This is a genomic window from Sulfuricaulis limicola, assembly GCF_002355735.1.
Classification (GTDB): Bacteria; Pseudomonadota; Gammaproteobacteria; order Acidiferrobacterales; family Sulfurifustaceae; genus Sulfuricaulis; species Sulfuricaulis limicola.
The window spans coordinates 1,752,807-1,775,869 of the sequence record NZ_AP014879.1; the positions used below are offsets into that span (position 1 = coordinate 1,752,807).

Annotated in this window: 20 protein-coding genes and 1 tRNA gene; 1 reads left to right on the forward strand and 20 read right to left on the reverse strand. The window is 59.1% G+C overall.

The window, feature by feature from the left end; translation table 11 throughout:
• Positions 1 to 97 precede the first annotated feature (97 nt).
• The 18 genes from SCL_RS08445 to SCL_RS08530 form a co-directional block, all read right to left on the reverse strand.
• Positions 98 to 1,048, reverse strand: coding sequence for a glycosyltransferase (locus SCL_RS08445; protein WP_096360810.1), 951 nt, complete (start codon positions 1,046 to 1,048; stop codon positions 98 to 100).
• Positions 1,049 to 1,068: 20 nt separating this feature from the next.
• Positions 1,069 to 2,820, reverse strand: a complete 1,752-nt coding sequence (locus SCL_RS08450; RefSeq protein ID WP_096360811.1) for a phosphotransferase — start codon at positions 2,818 to 2,820, stop codon at positions 1,069 to 1,071.
• A gap of 12 nt (positions 2,821 to 2,832) precedes the next feature.
• Positions 2,833 to 4,362: an oligosaccharide flippase family protein gene (locus tag SCL_RS08455; protein WP_148665048.1), complete on the reverse strand. Its 1,530-nt coding sequence runs from the start codon at positions 4,360 to 4,362 to the stop codon at positions 2,833 to 2,835.
• 124 nt (positions 4,363 to 4,486) lie between these two features.
• The gene (locus SCL_RS08460; protein WP_096360813.1) at positions 4,487 to 5,818 is read right to left on the reverse strand and encodes a polysaccharide pyruvyl transferase family protein; all 1,332 of its coding nucleotides are present in this window, start codon (positions 5,816 to 5,818) and stop codon (positions 4,487 to 4,489) included.
• Positions 5,819 to 5,832: 14 nt separating this feature from the next.
• Positions 5,833 to 6,702 (reverse strand): glycosyltransferase family 2 protein, encoded by an 870-nt coding sequence (locus SCL_RS08465; RefSeq protein ID WP_096360814.1) that lies wholly within the window; start codon positions 6,700 to 6,702, stop codon positions 5,833 to 5,835.
• Between the two features lie 83 nt (positions 6,703 to 6,785).
• Positions 6,786 to 7,319: a dTDP-4-dehydrorhamnose 3,5-epimerase family protein gene (locus SCL_RS08470; RefSeq protein ID WP_096360815.1), complete on the reverse strand. Its 534-nt coding sequence runs from the start codon at positions 7,317 to 7,319 to the stop codon at positions 6,786 to 6,788.
• A 16-nt stretch (positions 7,320 to 7,335) separates the two neighbouring features.
• Positions 7,336 to 8,415, reverse strand: a complete 1,080-nt coding sequence (gene rfbG, locus SCL_RS08475) for a CDP-glucose 4,6-dehydratase (RefSeq protein WP_197702573.1) — start codon at positions 8,413 to 8,415, stop codon at positions 7,336 to 7,338.
• A 39-nt stretch (positions 8,416 to 8,454) separates the two neighbouring features.
• Positions 8,455 to 9,762, reverse strand: a complete 1,308-nt coding sequence (locus tag SCL_RS08480) for a glutamate-1-semialdehyde 2,1-aminomutase (RefSeq protein WP_096360816.1) — start codon at positions 9,760 to 9,762, stop codon at positions 8,455 to 8,457.
• A 56-nt stretch (positions 9,763 to 9,818) separates the two neighbouring features.
• Positions 9,819 to 10,499 carry a PIG-L deacetylase family protein gene (locus SCL_RS08485; RefSeq protein WP_096360817.1) on the reverse strand — a complete coding sequence of 227 codons (681 nt, stop codon included), beginning with the start codon at positions 10,497 to 10,499 and terminating at the stop codon, positions 9,819 to 9,821.
• Positions 10,499 to 11,278 (reverse strand): sugar phosphate nucleotidyltransferase, encoded by a 780-nt coding sequence (locus tag SCL_RS08490; RefSeq protein ID WP_096360818.1) that lies wholly within the window; start codon positions 11,276 to 11,278, stop codon positions 10,499 to 10,501. The genes SCL_RS08485 and SCL_RS08490 overlap by 1 nt, the downstream gene beginning before the upstream one ends.
• A 118-nt stretch (positions 11,279 to 11,396) precedes the next feature.
• Positions 11,397 to 12,686, reverse strand: coding sequence for an NAD(P)H-dependent oxidoreductase (locus SCL_RS08495; protein WP_096360819.1), 1,290 nt, complete (start codon positions 12,684 to 12,686; stop codon positions 11,397 to 11,399).
• Between the two features lie 298 nt (positions 12,687 to 12,984).
• Complete coding sequence (locus SCL_RS08500) at positions 12,985 to 13,836, reverse strand: XrtA system polysaccharide deacetylase (RefSeq protein ID WP_096360820.1); 852 nt, start codon at positions 13,834 to 13,836, stop codon at positions 12,985 to 12,987.
• Between the two features lie 450 nt (positions 13,837 to 14,286).
• The gene (locus SCL_RS08505) at positions 14,287 to 15,363 is read right to left on the reverse strand and encodes an ExeA family protein (RefSeq protein WP_096360821.1); all 1,077 of its coding nucleotides are present in this window, start codon (positions 15,361 to 15,363) and stop codon (positions 14,287 to 14,289) included.
• 7 nt (positions 15,364 to 15,370) lie between these two features.
• Positions 15,371 to 16,702: a porin family protein gene (locus SCL_RS08510; RefSeq protein ID WP_172425987.1), complete on the reverse strand. Its 1,332-nt coding sequence runs from the start codon at positions 16,700 to 16,702 to the stop codon at positions 15,371 to 15,373.
• Between the two features lie 32 nt (positions 16,703 to 16,734).
• Complete coding sequence (locus SCL_RS08515; protein ID WP_096360823.1) at positions 16,735 to 17,640, reverse strand: CpsD/CapB family tyrosine-protein kinase; 906 nt, start codon at positions 17,638 to 17,640, stop codon at positions 16,735 to 16,737.
• 1 nt (position 17,641) lies between these two features.
• Entirely contained in the window at positions 17,642 to 19,180 is a 1,539-nt protein-coding gene (locus SCL_RS08520) for an XrtA system polysaccharide chain length determinant (protein WP_096360824.1), read from the reverse strand.
• A 13-nt stretch (positions 19,181 to 19,193) separates the two neighbouring features.
• Positions 19,194 to 19,964, reverse strand: a complete 771-nt coding sequence (locus SCL_RS08525; RefSeq protein ID WP_197702574.1) for an XrtA/PEP-CTERM system exopolysaccharide export protein — start codon at positions 19,962 to 19,964, stop codon at positions 19,194 to 19,196.
• 119 nt (positions 19,965 to 20,083) lie between these two features.
• On the reverse strand, positions 20,084 to 20,290 hold the full coding sequence (locus SCL_RS08530) for a hypothetical protein (protein WP_096360826.1): 207 nt from the start codon (positions 20,288 to 20,290) through the stop codon (positions 20,084 to 20,086).
• Here SCL_RS08530 and SCL_RS08535 point away from each other — a divergent pair.
• Complete coding sequence (locus tag SCL_RS08535; RefSeq protein ID WP_096360827.1) at positions 20,289 to 21,182, forward strand: J domain-containing protein; 894 nt, start codon at positions 20,289 to 20,291, stop codon at positions 21,180 to 21,182. The genes SCL_RS08530 and SCL_RS08535 overlap by 2 nt on opposite strands.
• Positions 21,183 to 21,204: 22 nt before the next feature.
• Here the strand turns inward: SCL_RS08535 and SCL_RS08540 are convergent, their stop codons facing one another.
• A complete protein-coding gene (locus SCL_RS08540) occupies positions 21,205 to 22,605 on the reverse strand; it encodes a TIGR03013 family XrtA/PEP-CTERM system glycosyltransferase (protein WP_096360828.1) in 1,401 nt (466 codons plus the stop codon).
• A gap of 299 nt (positions 22,606 to 22,904) precedes the next feature.
• Positions 22,905 to 22,981 (reverse strand) — tRNA-Arg (locus tag SCL_RS08545).
• Positions 22,982 to 23,063: the final 82 nt, after the last annotated feature.

The following is a 23,063-nucleotide window of genomic DNA, read 5'->3' on the forward strand; positions in this document are numbered from 1 at the left end:
CGCGACATCCGGACGACAACGTCGCGTTGGCAGCGCCAATAACGATGATACGGCCGCACGGGAAACGACGCCCCTGCCTGCATGGCATCCTCCGGCCTCAACGTGTTGCCCCGGACCAGCGCCCAAAACCCCGGAGGGAACGATACAGGGAGCGCGCAAAAAGCAGGAGCGACGCGCGCGACAAGCCGGCATGGAACGGCGAGCTGTGTTTTAGCGCCCGCGTGAACTCGCCGCGCTCGAGATACACCGCCGCCGCCTCCCTGTTCATATGATGCTCCATCTCCCGTTTCTGGCTCGGCCAGTCTATGCCCGCGAACGAACTGTTTTCCCGAACAAGGCGCTCTGCCTTGGCAATGATTCTGCGGCGCGTGGCCAGCAGAAGATCCGTTTTTTTGGAGATATTTTGCGCATGGATACGATACTGGAAGACAACGTTGGGGTCATAATGAAATCTGGCCCCGGCGTTCAGCAAGCGCAGCCACAACTCCTTGTCGACGAGGCAAGGGAAGGATTCGTCGAAGCAGCCAACCTGCTCCAGACTGCTTCGGCGCAGAACGACGCTCGATGTGGCGACAAAATTCTCTCTCAGCATGACAGCGAAGAGCCGGGGAACGTCAAGGTCATTCAGTCCCTGGCGTGGCGGAACCGGCCCGCCACGGCGCCCGTCCGCATCGATTTGCTCATAATGCCCGTGCACCAGGACAATCCCGGCATCGGCTTCCAGGGCGGACACGTGCCGCGCCAGCAACTCCGGCATCCAGCAATCGTCGGAATCCAGGAAAGCCACGTACGGGGCCTTTCCTTCCACGATCCCGACATTGCGCGACCCGGCCGGCCCCTTGTGATCGCTGTACAGATAATGGAAACGCGGATCCGCATAAGCCTTCAGGGTTGCTTCGAGCTTCTCGGTATAGGCTGCGTCGGAGGCGTCGTTGATTATCCACGCGTTCCAGTCGGAAAAGGTCTGGGCGCGCAAACTGTCAAGCGCCACCGTCAGGAAACGGTGTGGCGTATTGAAGACGGGGATAATGACGTCAACCTGGGTCATGCGATCAATCTCGACGGAACCTAACCATGTCTCGCTTCAAGCGACTTCCCGACAGCGTTCAGCACCCGGAACATGTTCTGCTTCTGTCCGCCTTCCCCGGATGCAACCTCGATCCGGAATGCGACGTGATATATCCAGAACATCACCGTCAGGATATCCGCGAACCCGGCATCCATGCCGGTTTTTCTGATATATTCGTCACGGGCGGCCCGTTCGAACTCCGACAATTTTCCCGGCAGGATGCAGTCGAGAAAGATGATCTCTATTTCCCCTGCTTCGCGTATCACCCGATTATAGGCAATGAGATACAGGAGATCGAGCAGCGGGAGTCCGGTTTTCCGTGACAGATCCCAGTCGATGACACCCGTTACCTGAAGACTCTTCGGGTCAAACAGGAGATTCTCGATCTTGTAGTCGCCGTGCATCCAGACAGCCCTGAGGCGTTTGCCCAGCAGCAAGGACCGCAGGATGTCTTCGATGCGTTGCAGCGATAAGGCTGAAGCAGGACCCAGTTTTTGCGCTACACGATGCAATGGATTCGAGAAAAGCGTCCCGAAAAGATCTTCTTGCAAGACAACCTCCTGCGAGGTTTCGCGGTGAAAATCCACCAGGACTTGCAGCGCCCGCCATGTCATCTTGTCCAGGGATGGAACCGCCGCATCGATGGATGTTCCCGGAATCTCCTGCTGGACAAGATATTTTTGTCCAAGGACTTCGCCTTCCAGGAAATACTCCGGGACAAGAGACCGGATACGAAGATTCCCTTCGCGCAGGGCCATGAGGATGCCGGCTTCGTCGCGGAGCCGGGCCAGGACTGCCGTGGTGAGAGGAAAAATGACGATTTTTGCGCTGCCTGGCTTGCCCGCCACACCGATCGACAGGATTACCTTTCCCGGCAGGACAAGGTGCCGCTCCACGACGAGTTTCTCGTCATGATTTTTTGACATGACGCGTCGCCCGATCAGGTCAGCCGCGAGCGCTTCGAGATAGCCCGGCAATGGTTCACCCTTTACGCACACCATTCCCATCGACGGGGCCAGCATCTCGGCCAGGGGTCCGCTCAGAAGGCTTTTCTTTATCCTTTGTTTGAGAACAAACGAGTTCTTCGAGGGACTGTATTCCCTGCCGGGAATGATTTCCTCGACAGCGCCATGGCTGGTGAGCAACTTGTAACTTTTTACAAGGCCAAAGCCGGACTTGCCGGCGGCACGCTTGAGCGACCCGAACGAAACCAGGTCATCAGCCTGCGCATGACGGGCCGCGGCATCTCCGCTTTTGAAGCATCCCGCTATCCTGTCGTAGCCAAATCTGTTCTGCTGGCTCGCGTAGACAAAACCGCCCGGCTTGAGGACACGATAAACTTCGGCAAACAACGCCTGCAAGGCGGATTCAATGTCTTGAGAATCCGCGAGGGCGTGAAGGACGCTTGCCCGATTGACGTCGGACGTAATAAACCCGTCGAAATACCCGTCGGGGAAAGGCAGGCGATGTCCGTCTGCCCATGCCTGGGCACAGGCAACATTCGCGACGCCCTTAGCCGCGAGGGCCTGCTGAATCGTGCGCAGCGTGCCCGTGTCAGAGTGAACCACGGAAACCTCGCGAGCTATACCCGCCAGCGACAATGCCATGCTCCCGGCCGATTCATCCCAGCACAGCACGCGCCCGGTTATTCCTGGATTGAGAATGAACCGCCAGCCCGTGCCCTCACTCATCGCGTCTGATTCGCCGGCAAACTTCGCAGGTGTCCTGACGTCTTCCGGATGCTCGCCCATGCTGGTTTCGGCTCATCGGAGAGCGGAATAGGCCCGTTTCATCATTGAGCCGACCTGGGTCTTTTCCGCAGGGGTGAGACACGAAACTATTGCGCCAACCACCACCAGCGGTAACGTCAATATTATTTGCAGGAAGAAAAATGCCAGGTTCGAGGCGGGAAGAACACGCTCCAGGAAAATATTTACCAGCGCGAAAGGCAGGACCGCCAGCGTCGGCAACAACCACGCACGACGATAAAATACGCCTGCTGGAACTCCGGTCGCTCTCGAAAGACAAAATGGAATGTACAACAAGGTCACCAGCACGCTCGGAATCAGCGTTCCGATGGCAACCCCCACTATCCCGAATGCTCCAACAAGCGCGATGCTCAGCGCCAGATTGACTATGGCCTCAAATACCAGGGCGGGAATCAGCGTGCGGTGTCTGTTCACCCCCATAATCGAGGCGCTGGCCACGAAACGCGCCCCTCCCAGCCAGACGACGAATGCGAGCACCCGGAGAACCTCGCCGGCGGCCGGACCGTAGTCGGTGCCCATCCAGAGATTGATGAATGATTCGCCGCGAAACCAGAAAGTGGCGGCGATGGGTGCTGTCGCCAGGGTCGCGATCCGGGCGGTGTTCACGATTTCATCACTCACGTTCCCGCTGCCCATCGACGTCATGGCGCTTACCCGGGGGGTCATCATCTTTGACAGCGACCCGGCCACCTTGTAGGCGTAATCGCACAAGTTGCCGGCAATGGCGTAATAGGTCACTGCACTGACCGGGAGGAACGCGGCGATGACCAGGGCATCGCTGTAATAGGCCACGATACCCATGACATGAATCACGCTCAGAAACATGCTGTACGAGAAAATCGTCCGGATATGCGGTCGCAAGTCGCCATGGAATCGGAGCTTCAATTCCGGATACAACCTGTGGACGGCAATCCTGGCGGCCACGCCGTACAGCACCGATGACGCCAGATGAATGCAGCCCAGCGCGACAAGGCCGTATCCCGCATTCAGCGCAAGCACGATCGCGACGGACCGGATTGCCGTGACAACGATCTCGGTCCCGCTGCTGACGTCGAATCTTTCAAGTCCCGTCACGATGCCGCCGAATACCGCGCCCACCAGCGTGGTGGCAACCGTCAGCCCGCCGACAACAAGGACAAGCCGGGAGTCGCCGACAAGCGTATCAGGAACATTGAACAGTACGGGCAAAAAGTAAGCGACAACACCCGACAGCAGTACCGCGATGAAACCCAGGAACAAAAACAGCACCATTCCGGCGGAGACGATCGATGAACTGCCCTCACTGTCCCCGACCGCATGATGGTGCGCGACGTAGCGGGTCACCGCCCCCCGGACCCCGAAGTCCAGGAGCCCGAGATAACCGACCACGGATACGAGCAGCGACCAGACGCCGTAAGCGGAGTTTCCGAGATTACGGACGATGATCGGCGACAGGAAAAAACTGACAGCCGCGACAAAAAGAAATGCCAACCAGTTCGCGGCGGCATTCCTGGCTATTCCTGTGGGACGTTTTGGCTTGGTCACAAAGTGGGTATGTGTCTGATTCGGCAAAATCCGGTCCGGGCTGGCTCAAACTGCCTGGTCACATGTTACGCCCGGCGCACCCGTGTTTCCCTGTCGTCTCGCATGCGACGGGCATTGCGCTGCACTAGCCGCCCGGCGCATCTGCCAGGACCCGCACGACCGCCTCGTACTCGCGTTCGAGCGCCGCCCTGAATTTCAGGTTGATCGCGCTGATGTGATCGCGCAGGGCTGCCTGATTGTCGAGCGCGGCATGGACCATGGCGGTCAGCCGCTGCGCCGAGCTGCCGTGCAGCTCCAGGCAGTGCCCGCTCAGATTCGCATCGGCCATGACCTGCGAGACTTTCCGTATGTACGCGATACCCACGACCGGCGTACCGGCCACCAGCGACAGGATGACGCCATGCAGCCGCGACGCCAGCACCACGTCGGCCTGGCTTGCCAGGGCAACGAATTCGTTGACCGTGCGTGTAGGCGTGACCTGTACCCGCTCGCACAGGGCCGGGTCCCCTGCCAGTCGCTGCCGCAGGCGTTCGGCGACTTTCTGCGCCACCGGGGTGTCCATCTTCACCTGTGAGTTGGAAAGTTGGACGATAATACCGTCCGCCATCAGCTGCGCACAGGTGTCGACGAATTCGTCGAGATAGCTTTCGTAGGTGGCGTCGATGGTGCGCAACCACGCCGATTTGGAAATCGGACAGGCCAGCACCACCGGAACGCGCCTCGCCGGTGGCGGCGGTGCGAGCGGCGGCAGCGGCAAACTGAAGGCGGCATCCGGGCAGGCGTGACCCGGTTGTGACAGGCCCGCCGCGCGCGCCGCCTGCACGGTGTACTCGTCGCGATAGACCGTGTAATGCGACAGACGCATGGCGAGGAAGCACATGACGCGGCCGATGCGCGTCGTCAGGTTGTCGGCCGCCGTGGCAAACACGACCACCCGTTTGCGACGCAACCGGCAAGCGGCGGTCCAGGCAAGCAGTTCGAACGGCCGCGCCCAGGGTCCGCCCCAGAAGTCGCATAGCTGGCCGCCGCCCGAGATCAGCAACGCATCAATTTTTCCGGCAAAGCACAGGATGTTCCAGCTCTGACGGAGGGGATTCACCAACCGGTAGACCTTGTACGGCAGCCAGCGCGGCAAGGATGATGCGTTGGCGCTCGCGCCGGCTTTGTCCGGTTCGAAGGCGACAGAGGGTGGCTCGTGGATGCGCCATTCGGTGCCCGACATCTGGAACGCGGAGATGCCGTGCGTCCGCGCCGCGTCCGGCGGATCGAAACAAATGCCGATGAATTCGATGCCGGTATGGCGCCGTTTGAGGTTTGCCATCACCGCCATCTGGGTGGCGGTGTCACCGAGGTTGTTGCTGTGGTAAGGCCCGAACAGCCCGACACGAATCACGCCCGCCTTGCTCACCGCGCCGTCTCCGGCGCGGTGTCCGTCGGCCGCATGGCGGGCACACATATCACCACCGGCATCTAGCGGCCGATTCCGAAGAGTTCGGCGAATTCCGCCAGCAGTGTCCGGCGTTCCCAGATCATCCAGCGGGTGACCGCGAGCATGGCGCGCAACCTCTCGCGCATTCCGATCGGCGTGCGCACGAGCGACCGGTAATAGTCGCCATACTTGCGCCAGTTGGGCATGCCCATGCCGCCGCCTTTGGGCTTGATAAAATGCGCCAGCTTCTCTTTCGACAGAAACTTCGCGGTGGAAGCCTGGTCAACGCGCCTGAAGAACAGGTACTCCGGAACCAGCTTGAACCCGCCGTGCAGCGCCAGTTCCGCCATCATAACCATGTCCCCCGCGGGATAAGCGCGTTCGCCGCGTGTTTTCCGCAGTACCTCCAGCCGGATCAATCCGCACATGGCGTTGTTAAGCGCCATGCCGGTCGCCACGCGGCCGAATCGCTCGCTGGGGGTCGGCTCGAGAATTTCCAGGTCTTTTTCATACTTTCCCTGCTGCACGCCGTTATCGTCCATGAGAATGGTCCGGGGATACGCCAGCACGGCACTGGCATCGGCCTGCAAGGCGGCCACACACTTCTCGATCAGCGTGGGATCGCACAGATCATTGGAGGATGACCATTTGAGAAACCGGCCGGTCGCCATTTGAGCGACATAATTCCAGTTGAACGTGGCGCCCATGTTCTCGGGCTGGCGAATATACCGGATGCGCCTGTCCTTCTCGGCATAGGCCCGGCAGATCGTTTCGGTCTCGTCCGTGGAGGCGTTATCCGAGATGATGAGTTCAAAGTCGGAAAATGTCTGGGCCAGCAGGTTGTCCAGCGTCGCCCGCAGGAAACGCGCGCCGTTGTAGACCGGCATGCCGATGCTGACTTCAGGCGGCATGGGTCAGAAGCAACACGTCCGAGCTCCGCGACGGCGCGGTGTCAACCCGAAAACGGGACGGCATATACGGGAACGGCGCATGATCAGGCCCATGGAACCAGCGGCCACTGGCGGTCCCGGTCCGCCACATCGCGCGGCGGCAAGGGCCAGGCGATCGCGAGCGAGGGATCGTCGAAGCGCACGCCCTTTTCCACGCCGGGCGCGTAAAACTGGTCGGTCATGTACATGAACTCGGTATGATCGGCCAAAGTCTGGTAGCCATGCGCCACGCCGCCCGGGATGAACAGGGCCCGGCGGCTTTCCGGATCGAGGCGCACCGAGTACACGGTTTTATAGGTAGGCGAGTCCGGCCGCATGTCCACCAGGGCATCGAACACCGCGCCGTTGATGCAGCGCACCAGCTTTTGTTCGTTATGCGGTTTTTCCTGATAGTGCAGTCCACGCACCACGCCGGCATGCGTCGTGCGCGCGAGATTGCACTGCGCCAGGGGGAAGGCGATCTGGCGGGCGGCAAACTCGCGCAGACAGAACGCCCGGGCAAACGAGCCGCGGTTGTCGACGTGCGGCTCGAGGTCGATCAGGAATGCGCCGGCAATGGATATGGGATGAAAAATCACGTCGCGGGTGATGCCGTTAATTATTCGGGACGATCGTCATGAAGTTTTCGATCTCGGCGACGCTCACCTTGCGCATGTCGTCGCCCGCCTCGAAGCGGCGTGACCATTTGACGATCGAATCGAGCGTGGTGATCAGGTCGAGCTTCGGGCGCCAACCCAGATAGGCGCGCGCCTTGGAGGCATCGAGCTTGAGGAAGGTGCACTCGGGAGGACCGGGGTTGGGATCTTTTTTCCAGTCGAAGGTCACGCCCCACAGCCGGTATAGCTGTTCGATGATCCAGCCCACCGTCTTTTCGCTCTGCTCGGGGGGGCCGAAGTTCCACGCGCTCGCAAACGCGTGGCCATCCGTAAAGAGCCGTTCGGCGAGCATCAAATAACCATGCAACGGTTCGAGTACGTGCTGCCACGGACGCGTTGCCTGCGGACTGCGAATGATCGTGGGCTGGTTTTTCAGCAGCGAGCGGATGATGTCCGGCACCAGCCGGTCGGCCGCCCAGTCTCCGCCGCCGATGACGTTTCCCGCACGGCTGCTGCCGACCGCGGCGCAGCCCGGGTTCGCTTTGGGATCGAAAAACGAGCGCTGGTAGCCGGCGACCACCAGTTCTGCGCAGCCTTTGCTGGCGCTGTAGGGGTCGGCGCCGCCCAGTCGCGACGTTTCACGATAGCCCCACACCCATTCCTCGTTGTGATAGCACTTGTCGGACGTTACGATTACCACGGCACGCACCGAAGGCACGCGCCGGACCGCGTCCAGCACGTGGACCGTGCCCAATACGTTCGTGGTAAACGTCTCTACCGGGTTGTCGTATGAATAGCGCACCAGCGATTGCGCGGCCATGTGGATCACGATATCCGGCTTCGCCGCGGCCATGGCCGCCTGCAAGGCCGGCAGGTTCGTCACATCGGCGATAATCGAGTGCATGGTCTCCGCCACGCGCGCCAGCTCGAACAGGCTCGGGTTGGTTGGCGGCGGCAACGCATAGCCGGTGACCTTGGCGCCCAGCCGATCCAGCCACAGACACAACCAGCTTCCCTTGAAGCCGGTATGGCCCGTGACAAACACGCTCTTACCCTTCCAAAACTCGGGATTCATCATATGGCTTGACCATTACTCCAGTATAGAAATCGGGAACTGTTATGCGTACGGACGAATGGCGAGTTTGACGGGCCGCCCGCGGAGATATTTTTCAATACCCTGATCGAGGGCCCGGCGATAAATCGAAAACGCTTCTGCAAAGGCCACAACGGTCCGGTCAACATCATCTTCCGTATGCGAATAATTTACCACGAGCGAGCTGGCGAGGGTGCCACGCTGAATAATCTCCTGCAACAACAAGGTGCGAAACGGTTGCGATGGACTCCCTTTCTCATCGCGGCTGCCGAACACCAGGCAGCAGGGTTGTCCGAGAATGGGGATATGCTCAGAGACGCCTGCATCGGCGGCCGCCTTGCGCAGTCTCTCCGCCAGTTGCCGGCCACGCTGCCACAGCGTTTCAATCACGGGTTGCGACTGGTACACGCGCATTGTCGCCATGGCCGCCGCCAGCCCATGCGTCTCCGCGCCGTGCGTGGTGGACATCAGGAACACACGCTCACGGTCGTGATCGGAACCGCCCAGACGCATGAGGTCGCGCCTGCCGGCCAGCGCCGACACGGAAAAACCGTTCCCCAGGCCCTTGCCAAACGTCGACAGGTCGGGCCGGATGCCGTAAAGCGTCTGCGCGCCGTTCTTGTGCCAGCGAAAACCGGTGATCATCTCATCGAGAATCAGCACCGTGCCGTGGCGGTCGCAGCGCTCGCGCAGCCCGGCGAAAAAACCCGGCGCCGGCGGTGTTTCCTTTTCCGCCTCCAGGATCACGGCGGCAATCTTGCCGGGGTATTGATCGAACAGTGCATCGAGACTGGCGAGATCGTTGTAGTTGAACTTTAGCGTCAGCGCGCGCGTGGCGGCGGGAATACCGCCCGGCATGGCCGAGGAACCGATAAACCAGTCATCCACGGAAAAAAACGGCTGGTTCGCACACACGGCAACCAGATCGCGCCCGGTATAGGCGCGCGCCAGCTTGAGCGCGCCGGAGGTGGCATCGGACCCGTTCTTGCAGAACTTGACCATTTCAGCCGACGGAATCAGCTCGCGAAACAGCTCCGCGCACTCAAGCTCGATAGCCGCCGGACGGATAAAGTTGGTGCCGTACTCGAGCTGGCGGCGCACCGCCTCCACTACCGGAGCGAATGCATGCCCCAGCGTGACCGCGCGCAATCCCGAGCCGTATTCGATGAATTCGTTGCCGTCCACGTCCCAGACATGCGAGCCCCGGCCGCGCACGATATAGGGCGCCATGCCTTCCGGAAACTGGTCATCGCCCTTCGCGTAGGTGTGCGCACCGCCGGGTATCAGGGCGTTGGCCCGTTCGCGCAGGCGGTTGGAGTTGTCGAATTTCATCGGCGTATTATTGCTTTTTTCTCGTTCGCGGTATCGCCTGCGGATTCCGGGCGGTGCTACCGGCTGCGCGACCTGGCCGCGCCGCCCAGAACCAGCTTGCGCGAATAAAACGCCTCGGCATAGCCGCTCGGCGCATTGCATTCGATCCCGCGCAGCCGCATCAGCCCCTGGAAGGTGTCCGGCGTGAACCACGTTTTGCCGTGCTGACTGCGAAACACCTTCATCAGCAACGCAATCTTGCGCTTCATCGCGGCCCGTGACACCGGCACAAACACGGACGGTGAACCGAGACCCCCGTCGAATTTGGGGATTTCATATTCCAGAATGACATGATCGCGAAACGTGTTCCACACCAGCTCGCCCACCACGCGATGATCCTGGTGCAAATCCTCGCGGTAATGCGCGAACACCACGTCCGGCGACATCGTCCGCTTCATTTCCTCGAAGAACTGCTTGATTTCCAGCATCTGTGACGGGAACACGGACTCGCGAAAATCCTTGATGGACACGTGAGCGTCGCGCACGCCGCGCAACAGCGCCTGCGAGGCCTGGCGCGCCTCGCGCGCGCGCGCCGCCCCGGAACTCAAAACCACCCAATTCACCCCGGCATCGGGATACGCCCTGAGCAGCTCAATCGCCGTGCCGCCGCAGCCGATCTCGATATCGTCACAATGGGCCCCGATGAACAGGAAGCGCGGCGCGCGTCCTTTCGGCAGGTTGAGCAGAAAGTCGAGCATCAGCCCTTGTTCCAGACCATCCACGGACAATTGCCGCGTGCTTCCATGCGATCGTAGGCAATTTTTTCCCTGAAAGTGTCCATTTGCTGCCAGAATCCCTTGTAACGATAGACTGCCAGCAATTTGCGTTCGATGAGGCGCTGAAACGGTTTTTCCACCAGTTCATCGCCGTCTTCGAGATAATCGAAGATGTCATTGCGCAAACAGAAGAATCCGGCGTTTATCCAGAACTCCGATTCGGCCAGCTGGCCGAAACTCGTCACCACCCCACCGTTGTCGGAATGCACGCAGTGGAAGCTCTGCGAGGTGCGCACGGCAATAAAGCTGGCGGCGGCTTTCTTGGCCTGGAAATCGGCGATGTGCTTGTCGAGTGGCAGATCGGTCAGGCCGTCAGCATAGTTGGCCAGAAAGGCTTCTTCGCCCTTCAGGTATTCACGCACGCGCAGCAGCCGCTGGCCGATGTTGGCGTGCAAGCCGGTGTCCACGAACGTGATGCGCCAGTCCTGAATATCGCTCTTTTCGAGTTCGATCTTGCGACCGCCTTCCGACATCACGAAATTATTGGTCAGCCATTCATTGTAATTCAGGAAGTACTCGCGAATCATGTCGCCGCGATACCCGAGGCACAGAATGAAATCCTTGTGGCCAAAGTGCGCGTAGTAGCGCATCAGGTGCCACATGATGGGCCGATTGCCGATGTTCACCAACGGCTTCGGGATCGTATCGGAGTGCTCGCGCAGGCGCGTGCCCAGACCACCGCAAAACAAGACCACTTTCATGAACGACTCCTTGGAATTATTTGTTCGTATAACGCGATTCGCAACAGTTGCATTCTTTTTTCCTCCCGTTCGGCATACGCTTGCGCGGCACGCGCAATGCCGGTTGTTCGCGGCGTATCTAGCCGGTAACGGGAAAGCGCTGCGCCTGTTCGGCGCGCAAACGGTCGCAGATTCTCCCGGCCGGCAATTCGACGTCTGCATAGGCAAGAGGCTGGTCCTTGGATACGTCGCGTTTCAGACGGCAGTCCAGTGAAATGGCCATCGGCAGGTAATTCTCGCGGCTGCAGATCGCGTAGCGCTCGACCAGTCCATAGCACGTGAACCCGCCCATGCCATCCAGGCGTTCACCGGTCTTCAGATCGCGCTTGGCATAGGCGATCGTGTCGCACACAGGCGCGCCACGCGGCGTGATCGTGGCATCGTTGAACAATACGGCGCGTGCCACCGAATGCGCGATCTGCCATGGCGGCAAATGGTATGGCGTATAAAACATGTACAGCGGCCCGTCACCCATCTTGAGATAGGCCATCAGCCGGCGCTTCTCCGGATGGTCGTTCAGGCACATGACGAATGCGCCCGTGTGCGGAGCGGCGCCGAGGGCATACTCCACCTGTCCTTCCTGGGCGAAGTCACTGGCCGTGAATTTTGCCAGCATGTCGTTGACGTGCGCGCACGGATACCCCTGCATGCCGCGCACTTTGGGGACGAAACCCGTGGCGTTGCCCATGATCGCCGCTTCCAGCGCCAGCTTGGAGCCATCGGCAAACGAAGCCATGACGTACGGGTTTTGCCCGTGCCTGGCGGCGAAGTCGCGCTGCGTGTCGGGATTGCGGTAACGGTCCAGCATCCCCTTGAGCTGTCCCATGAGCACCGGCTTGTAGCCCATGCTGTCCAGGAACCGGTAGAGATTCATGCCGACGCCCGGCTCGTCACCGTCGGTGTAACTGAATACGACGCCCGACCGGTCGGCGTATGTTTTCAGAATCGGACCGACGGAGGCATCGACCTCCGCGCTCATGAGCACGACATGCTTGCCGTTGCGCAACGCTTCAAACGACACCTGCGTGCCAAACTCGACATGCCCCGTTGCCTCGATGATCGCATCCACACCGCCCGCACGGCAGACGTGCATGGCGTCGTCCGTGACCGCATACTGATTGCGCGCGATGGCCTGCTCCAGGGCCGCCACCGAATCGATGCGCCTGACCTCGCTGACACCCGCGTCGCGGTAGGCGGTTTCGGCCTTGCTCACGGTACGATTGGCGATTGCCACCAGGCGCATTCCGCGCACGGCGGTCACGATCTGCAGGGCGACGCATCGCGCCATGTAGCCGCCGCCAATGACGGCGACGCGCACGGGATTACCGGCGTCATGCCGTTTAGCCAGAACCGAGTCGACAATAATCATCCCCACTCCGTTTTTTGCTGCGTTTTCGGCAAAACCGCCTTGCCGGGGCCAGGAGCACGATCGCTCCCGGCTGACATCAAACGCAATTAATAATTGTCAGGCGTTGCAATTATAGCTTAATGCCCGGCCTGCTCTCGCGCACGCTCCGTGCTTCCGCCGGTGGCCGCAGCGTGAGCACCTGCCCGGCCACTGACGACATTGCGGCACCGGCAAATCCGGAGCCCGCAAAAGGGCAAGGCAGGCGATCCACTGAAACCGCCGTGCTCCAACATGGTGCATGTCAGCATTTTGCGCATGCTCAGGAAAGCAGGCCGAGTTGCGCAAGACCGTCTCGCGCGGTACCAAACCGGAACTCGCCGAGCAAACGCTGCAAGCGCTCCTCGCATTTTTCCAGGTTTGTATAATGGCGAAAGCGCGACAACCAGCTGGCGGAGACGCGCGGTTGCTCCGGATCGATTTCCCACGGGTGCAGGTAAAAAATGAACGGCCTCTGCTCGTTACGGTTAATGGATGCCAATCCCCAGTGCGTCAACCAATACGGCAGCAACCTGAAATAGCCGCCCCCTGCCACGGGAAGCCTGTAACCGAAAACGTTTGCCGTGGACAGCGGCCACTCCACGATGTCTTTCTTGTTTGGCGTCAGCAGGCGATGCGGGATTCGCGCCGCATCCGGAATGCCATAGCGGTCATGGCGCACGGGGAAAATACTCGAGTCATAGGCGAATCCCAGCTCCACCAGTATGTCCAGCGCCCACAAGGTTTCGCGAACAATGGAATAACTCGCCGCGCGATAACCAATCACGGCAGACCCGGTGATTTCCTCGAGCAGGATCTTCGAGCGCCGAGTCTCCTCATAAAACACTTCCGGGGTCTGTTCGTATACAAGGCTGTGCGAATATCCGTGACAGGCGATTTCATGACCGGAGGCGGCGATATCCTTGACCAGCTGCGGGTAACGTTCGGCCACCCATCCCAGGACGAAGAACGTGGCACGAATATCGAACTGTCCGAAGATGTCCAGCAATCGCCGGGTATTGCGGACCACCCTGGATTCACGGGAGTCCCAGCTGTCCCGATGGATGCTGGGAGCCAGCGCGGCAACGTGAAAGTAATCTTCCACGTCAACAGTTAATGCGTTGGGTGTCAGCATTGGTGAATCTTGGTTGCTGCAATCAATGACATTGGTGTTATAGCCTCCCCAAGATACGCTTATCAGGCGGCGCCGGAGGAGCTTACCGTTTTGATATTAAATTACTGGCCACGATTGCCGGCGATTCGGAATTTGAAGGCATGAAAGCACGCTACCGCCATGCAAAGCATGGCTTCGCACATCATGGCCTTATGCCTGTCCCGACACGACGAGATCCCCGGCCACGGACCGATACCAGCCTGCTATCAACGTCGCCATCGGACTGAAGCCCGGCCTGGAGGTGCATGCTGTGTCCCTTGCTGGTCCTGTGACAATTCATCCTTCATCTGTCGCTATGATCACCGCGATCATGACCTGCTGATCGGGGCGGCCAGAAACAGTGGTGGCCATCAAACATTCCGTTACGTCCCTTCGCGGTACTTTTCTCCCTTATACCCGGAGCGTATAAGTTTATTTCTCTTGTTTAATATATTTTTTTCTGACGGCCTCGGCATCGAATTGCGTGGAGTCGAGAAAATCCGCGATACGCTTCAGATGCGATTCGATATTGGACAGCCTGCTCGTGAGCGAAGTCAGCGCCGGCGCCATGGAATCCATTCGATGGAACTGTCTGTCGAGGTTTACCAGCGCCTGGGTGTTTTCGTGTAGCAACGCCTCCATCTCGGCTCTGCCGGGTGCACCGATTCCGGCGCGCCGCTTGTTCACACGCTTGGCATACGGGAGCCACTGCAGTTCCTCGATGGCCGAGTTCAAAACGCTCAATGAGATGCTGCGGACGTTGTCGGCGAAGGCTACGGTCATGGCCGTGTCACACAGGGTGTTGATGAGACGGGGCAGGCCGCCGGTGTATTTATACATTACCGGGAACGTGTCCTGCGAAAAAAGTCCTTCGGGGTCCGCCGCGCCGGCGATACGCAGGCGGTGATGAATATAATCGCGCATGTCGGTCTCGGACAGGGACTTGATGTGATACCGCAACCTCACACGCTGCACCAGCTGTTCCATTTCCGGGGTGTCGAGCATTTCGCTGAGCGCGGGCTGCCCCACGAGGATGACGTGCAACACCTTTTCCTTGCGCGTCTCCAGACCCGAGAGCATGCGGATCTCCTCGAGCACCTTCAGGCTCAGGTTGTGCGCATCGTCCACAATCAGCACCAGCTGCTTGAGCTGGAGATAGTTGTCGATCAGGAAGGTGTTGAGCATGTCGATCAGCTCCACCTTCTTGGCATTGAACGGATTGAGGCCAAACTCGACCAGCACGGCCTGCAGGAACTCGACCTCGTCCAGCTGGGTCTGGAAGATCTTCGCCACCAGCACGTTCTCATCCAGCTCCGACAGCAGTTTCTGGATCAGCGTGGTCTTGCCGCAACCGATCTCTCCCGTGATCACCACGAAACCCTCGCGGTTCCACACGGAATAATCCATGTAAGCCTTGGCGCGAGAATGCGCACCGCTCATATAGAGAAATTCCGAATCGGGCGTGAGCCGGAAAGGCAGCTCCTTCAGCTTGAAATACTCGAGATACATCGCCGCATCACCTCGTGGAGACAGGAGTAAACAGCGGGCTGCTCCTGTACAGAATTGAAATATACGCGCGATTGTCGACGTATTCCGCGTCCGGGATGGTGCTGGACCGTTCCTCGCGACGCCCCTCCAGCGCCAGCGTGACGCTCCGGGTCATGCGGTAATCCAGGCGGATGCCCGAATCCCGCTCGGTGTCGCGCCGGACAAAATCCCGGTATTCGGTGCGGATCTGGTCGGTTGACAGCGTCACCGTCGTGGTACCGGACAGAAAAAACAACAGGTTGAGGACGCCGCCGTTTTCCTTGCGGTCCTGCAGGGTGGTTTCGTAATCGAGATCCTGTGTATACAGGGAGAGATCCAGCCCGAACCTGGCGCTGCGGCGGTTGTAGAAGAGACTGCCACGCTTGACGTAATAGACGTCGCTCGTGATCTCGCCTGATGTCAGGGCTGCCGTGGGCGTGGTTGCCGATGACGCCGTCAGAATGTCAGCGCCGGCGTCACGGAATTCCCCGCTGGCTGCCATCCCGAAATTGGAATCCGTTGTCAGCTGACGCAGCCACGAAAACCTGGCCAGCGTGCCATCCAGATCCTGGCCGCGGTCGGTATTGATCTTGGTCACGCCGAGATCGAGCGTATATAGCGAGCGCGAGGGACGGTAATCGGCGCGGAGAAATACGTTGTGACTCGAGTAATCGGTGTTGAGCGCGGCATCGTCGTATTGGACATCCAGGATCTCGTAATTCAGCGAGTAGATATTGCTGGATGTCGCCTGATACAGCCAGCGGGCCGATCCGCTGAAACGATCACTGTCGGCGTTGGCCCGGCCCGTATAGACATTGCCGGCGCGCGCGCCGAGGGCAAGCGTCTGCACCGGACTGAACCGGAAGTAGACGTCGGGACCGGTGCTGAAAACGTTTACATTGGCGCGGTTATCCGGCGTATCCGCCGCGGCGGCGCTTATCCGCGTCTGCTCATAGGTATCGTCCAGGGTCCAGGTGAAGCGTTGCGGCGACAACGTCCAGACCAGATTGGATTTCAGGTTGTAGAGACTTTCGTCGCCGTAGGTATCGTCCTGATAATCGCGAAACTCGGCCTGGGCCAGCACGCGGCCGAAAAAATTGGTGGAATTTTCGGCGAACGCAAAACCGGCAAGGTAGCTGTGGATGATTTCGCTGCGCGCGGCGGCGGCGTCGGGCGTGCGCGTAATGTTGTCGCTGTGCGTCGCGGAGTAGCCGATTCCGTAGGCAAACTCCGCCGCCCGGACGGGAAAAATCGCCGCATAAAAAACCATCGTCAGCGCGGCCCGCTTGAATCCGCTCCCCCTGCCTGTCGTTTTGTTCATTTCTTGTTTCGCCATTTGATGCCTGCTGCGGTCTAGCGTGAAAAAAGGCTCCGGATGGCCGTAAGCGGATTCAGCTGCATCCGCAGCCAGCGAAGATCCGGTGGCGCCGGTTCATCATTGAATACGACTCCGACCAGCTTCTTGTCTCCGATCGCCTTGATGCAGCTGTCAACCTGGGCATGCGTCACGCGTCCGTATGGCACCACCAGCACGACGAAATCGCACAAGTCCGCGAGAATCTGGGTATCGGCCGATGCCGTCATGGGAGGCGCGTCAATGAGGATGTATCGTTCCCGGTAACGCTGCTTGATGCTTTCGAGCAGCCGCTTCATTTTCAATGAGGTGAAATATTCTGAGGGTATTTCGCGCCTGCCCCCCGAGGGGATGACACGCAACCGCTCGATGCCCACCGGGTGTATGACATCACCGACGTCGATGTCCGGGTTTTCCATGAAGTCCGTCAGGCCATGCGCGTCGTCACGTCCCATCAAACGGTGCAGCGAGGGATTTTTGAGATTGCAATCCAGCAGGAGCGCAGTCTTGCCGGCATCGAAGGCAAACGCCACGCCCAGATTAAGCGCCACAAAGCTGGACCCGCCGCCGCTGACCACCGAAGTCACCATGATGATGGCGTTGTTGCCCTGGGATTTCTGGATGATCTTGGTCCGGATTTCGCGGAAGGCGCGCACGGTCCCGTTTTCACCGAGTTCGGGATAGATGACGCGATTATGGGCCAGTGCCAGCCTGCTGAGCGGCGTCTTCTCCTGCATGCGGGCGATCGCCTCGCTGGAACTTGAGCGCTGCTCGATCATCGCCGTAGCGTTGCTCACGGCAGACAGGTCCTTGGAGGTATTTTCGGAAGACGACTGCTGGGGTGACACTATTCTCAGGCTGCCCGAGGTGCGCGCCTTGTTCAGGGCTTTTTCGATCTTGCTCATGTCATATCACCTGCACCAAACGCAACACACCGGTTATCACTACGACGAGCAGCGTGCCGTTCACCACGAGCGAGAGCCAGGCCAGCTCACGACGCACGGCCTGTGTTTCGGCGGGCACCCATAAATGCGGGACCGCGGCCAATAACGGCACCTTGTGCTTGTCTGAAATCAACGCCCCCAGGCGCAGCCGGGGGTCGAGCTGGACTTTGGCGTAAAGCAGGCCCACGGGCATCAACACGCCCAGCAGCAATCCACCGATCACGAAATGCAGGAATCGCAGGCCGCTTGGCGTCAACGGCAACGTGGCCGGCTCCTGGATCTTGATGGTGAGTCCCTGCTTCTCCTTGTCGAGGCTCATCGAAACGCGGGCGTTTTCCCTGCGTCGCAGGAGATCCTGGTAGATATCGCGATTGACCTGATAGTCGCGCGTCAGCTCGGATAACGTCGCTTCGCCGCCGTGCACGCGCCTGCCCCGCTCCAGTTCCTGCTGCAGTTGTCGCTTGGCTTCGCCGATGCGCGCGCTGAGCATCTCGATATTGACGCGCGTCTGGGAGAGCTCCTGCTTGAGCTGCTGGTACATCGGGTTGTTGATGACGCCCTCGTCGATAACGACCTTGCCGCTGGCCTTGGCGGCTTCGCGACGCTTGCGCTCGTCCACAATGGCCTGACTCAGGTCCGCGATCTGGTGCTTGAGCTGGACGATATCAGGATAATCGTCGTGATAATTCAGCCTCAGGGTCTCGAGCTGTGACTGCAAGTCCGCGATACGGGAACGGAACTGTCCTTCCCGGGAGAGGGCCGTGGCAACCTCGGCTTCGCCGGAGAGCTGCTTTTCCAGGGACTGCTTCTTGACCTCGGCCTCTTTCAGATCCTGGCTCGCCTGTTCGATGCGCGTCTGCAGAAGATTCAGGCGCGCGCTGATATCCGCGTCAGTGCCCGGCCGCGCGTCCAGGTTGGCGGAACGGAACTCCTTCAGCTGCTCTTCCGCTTTCACCAATTTTTCGTGATATTCCTTCGTCTGCTTGTCGATGAAGTCGAACGCGTCCTGGCTTTCCTCGGATTTCACCCCCAGACTTTCGGAAATAAACAGCTCAGCGGCTTTCTGGGTGACCTTGAAGGTCCTCTCCGGCTCGATGTCCCGGTACTCGATCTTGATAAGGTCCTTGCCGACGTTGGTGATAGCCATACGCTTGGTAAGTCCCTTGATGATGTCTTCTTGCTGCGTGGGCGTGGGATTTTTTTTCATCCAGCCCCCCTGCTCCAGCAGCTGGCTCATGATTTTGCGGCCGAAGATGACTTCACGGGCCAGTCTCGAGCGATCCGCAACTTCCGTGGATACCGCAGCGCCCTGCATCAGGGGCTGAATGATCTTTTTGTCGTCAACAAGGATGGTGGATGAAGACGTGTAACCCTTCGGCCAGAGCAGGCCAAGCACCAGCATGAAAAGATTTATAAGCAGGAAAGAAACCACCATTGCCTTTCGGTAATGAAAGGACTCATGGATGAGCAGCTTGATTAGTTGATCCGGACGCAGGCTCATGTTCGCCCCTGCGTCAGAAAATTCTCTCAGGCACGGTCACGACATCGCCGGGCTTGAGATCAAAATTGGATTCGAGCTTTCCCTTGGTAAGGATATCGGCGAGATCGACGTCGAATATGTCGGTTTTTGTTTTTCCCTTGCGGTAGAGCTTGGTCCGGTTCGGCGAGGCGAAGTCATTGACGCCCCCCGCCTCCAGCACCGCGTCGAGCACCGTCATGCCCGGACGATAAGGCATGGAACGCGGGGTGCGCACGGCCCCCGTTACCCGCACGCGTGAAAGAAACTCATGGCTGCGCAACTCCGTCAGAATGACCGCGACATTCGGTTCACGGATATACGCCGACAGCTTTTCCTTGATGATCGCCGCGACCTGTGTGGGTGTGTTGCCGCCCGCCTGCACATCGCCGATCAGCGGCACCGATATTTTACCGTCCGGGCGTACCGGTACCGTCGTTGACAGTTCCGGATTGCGCCATACCGTAATCTGTATGCGATCATCGACTCCGATGCGATAATCGCCTTCCAAAAGCGAGGCAAAGCGGTTCGACTCCTCGCCCCCCTCGGCAGCATCCGGTACGGACTTGCAGCCTGAAACCAGAACAACCGTCACTGCCAACAACACGGAAAGAACGCGAAACAAATTCATTGTTACCTGCTTATTCATTATGCCCCAACAAAATACGCCACGAACCGGCCTGAATCCCCCGATAGGTTCAGCTTTGGCGCAATTGTTATTGGTATTGCGAGGACGGTTATATTGTCGGTTTGTTTTGCCGGCCAGCACAAACCGGTAGATCAATCACCGATAAAACGGTGATGCAGCATCCTGTCCTACCGTTCCACAAACGACGCGGGGGATTATACAGTTAATCCCGATAAATGTGATCTGCCGCAAACCGTCAGTCAAATTTCATAACGAAACATGGAGTTATCTTGCAGCCCCGGCAAACCAGTGGCTTGGGCCACGAGTAAAAATTGCTTTTCGCCCTTATAATCAGGGGCCTTGGCAATGCCGTCAACGGACGCCCCGGAATCCTGCGTACGACCACCTATCCATGACATTCGTTTGAAAATCCGCGAAATGATGTTCCGGCGCTGGATGTAACTCATGACCGAAAACTTCCTCAAAAACTATCGCACGCTCGGGGTTCAGCCCGGGGTCAGCTGGAAACAGTTGCGCCAGGCCTATAAAAAAATGGTCAATGCCTGGCACCCGGACCGGTTCCAGCAGGATGTCCGCCAGAAAAGGCTGGCCGAGGAGAAAACCAAGGAAATCACCCAGTCGTACAAGGAACTTGCCAATTACTACATGAAGTTTGGCGTCCTGCCTCTGCCCGTCGAGCAAGAGACGTCACCCGTTACCGGTGAGAGTACCGTCCCTGCCGGCCCCACAAAGGACCCGGCTGCCGAGGCCGGAATACCGGAACCCGCAGCGGCGGCGTCCGCCGGCGAATCCAGGCCCTGGATATCCAGACAGCGCGCCCGCATCATCGCCTCCCTGGCGCTGATCGGATCCGTCTATTACCTCTGGCAGTACACCCCCTGGGAACCAGGCAACCACGCCCTTGTGGAGGCGGGGCCCGTCATTCAGGCACCGACCGCCGCACCGGAACAGGAGGATGTCACGCCACCGGCCAAACATTTTACGACCGGGTCCTCGCTCGGCGAGGTCTATGCGATCCAGGGAGTTCCCACCCGCACCGAAAACAATGTCTGGCACTATGGCAATTCGAAAATCTACTTCGCCGCCGGCAAGGTCATTGGCTGGGAAGAAAGCATGGACAGTCCCTTGCGAGTCAGCCTGGTCCCCGGACAAACAGCGGACGACAACCGTTACTTCGGGAAAGGTTCAACGAAAGCGGAGGTCCTGGCGGCGCAAGGTGCGCCCGATCGCGATGCCGGAAACGTCTGGGAATACGGCGCTTCGCAGATTTACTTCGAGGGTGATCGCGTGAGGGAATGGCAGGAGGCGCCGCTGTATCCACTCAGGGTAAGACCGTAATCTCACCCTCGCGCCCCACGATTCAGCGCGCGCCCTTGCCGAAGAGGATCACCTGCGCGGTCTGAAAAAGAATAATCAGGTCCAGAAACAGGGTGTGGTTTTTCACGTAATAAAGGTCGTACTGCAATTTCTGCACGGCGTCCTCCACGGTCGCGCCGTAGGGATAACGTATCTGGGCCCATCCGGTAATGCCCGGCTTGACCGTGTGCCGTGACGGGTAGTAGGAAATTTTCTTGGTCAGATCCTCCACGAAAAACGGCCTTTCCGGACGCGGGCCGACGAAGCTCATGTCGCCCTTGAACACGTTGAAAACCTGCGGCAGCTCATCGATGCGCAACAGGCGGATAACCCGGCCCACGCGCGTCACCCGACTGTCCTGCTTTTTCGCCCACTGCGGGACACCGTCACGTTCGGCATCTTGGCGCATGCTGCGAAACTTCAGCACCCTGAAAACACGTCCATTCTCGCCAACGCGCTCCTGGCGGTAAAAAATCGGGCCGCCGCTTTCCAGCCAGATCAGCAACGCCGTTATCAGCATCACCGGCAAAGTCAGCAACAGCAATGCGCCGCTGGCGGCGACATCGAACATGCGCTTGGAGACGTCCTTCAGCGGGCTGCGGCCGAAACCGTCGGAGAATATCATCCAGCTTGGGTTCAGCGATTCGACCTGGATCTGGCCGGTCTCGCGCTCGAAGAAGGAAGACAGATCGACAACCTCGATGCCCGCCAGTTTGCACTCCAGCAACTGGTCTGCCGGCAGGCCGCCGCCGCGCCGCTCGCGCACGCCGACGACGATTTCATCGATCTTGTATTTTCTGGCGATGGAAAGAATGGGTCCCTTGTCGTGCAGTATCCGGGTGCGATCCAGGCAACAATCCGAATTGTTGAGAGGCAAGCAGCCCACCAGATTGAATTTGCGCTCTCCCTGTTCATCCCGCTCCAGCCCCTCGATCTTGGCGGTGCGGCTGCCGGCCCCCAGAAGCAACACGCGCCGGCGCATGGCATCCAGCTTGAACAGCCTGACAAAAACCAGCCGGGTCAGCGCCGTTCCCGCAAACGCAAGCAGGAACACAAGACCGAACGCGCCGCGACCGAGATGCAGATGCGGGAAAACATAGAAAACCAGCAGCATCACCACCAAACCGGCGACGAAGCTGGCCACGAAGCGGACAAGATGTCCCCATTCACCTTCCTGCTTGACGTCGCGTTGATGCAAGCCGAACGCCGTCATGATGCTGAGCATGACGAGGGTAAAAATCAGGGCTCGGGGGAATATGGGACCGAGGGATTCAATGTCGCTGGGATCTTCCCAGGAGAAACGCACCACCGCGCCGATATACATGGAGGCAAACAGCACCACCGCCTCGGTAACAGCCATGAGGAAAAGTGGTAACGGCACATAGTGCTTGAACAGTCGAATCATAGAGCAACTCTGTCGATCCTTTACAAAGGCCCCGTTACATCGCTCAATCGCCCGGACTCGAAATCGCAGTCTGCCGTGACAGACCGGATCCGGGTTTTCGAAGCCGCCCTCTTGGACAGCCTCGAAATTGAACGGTTACCTTGCAGGATGCAGCAATTACTGTGCCAGACGTACAAAATCGTTCTTATTTTCCACAAAACCCCCAAAGCTTAAGCCGCCCCGGGATTAATGCTTTTATTGAGACTCAACGGCAAAAAACAAAAAAGAGGGCTTGCCGCCCCCTTTTTTTTATATTTATATGGCGCGCCCGGAGAGATTCGAACTCCCGACCCTCAGGTTCGTAGCCTGATACTCTATCCAGCTGAGCTACGGGCGCTAAAAATCTGAACTAAAGAAGCCGCGCATTATACTGGACAGTGAATGGAATGAAAAAGGCCGGATTCAGCCTCAGGGGGAAC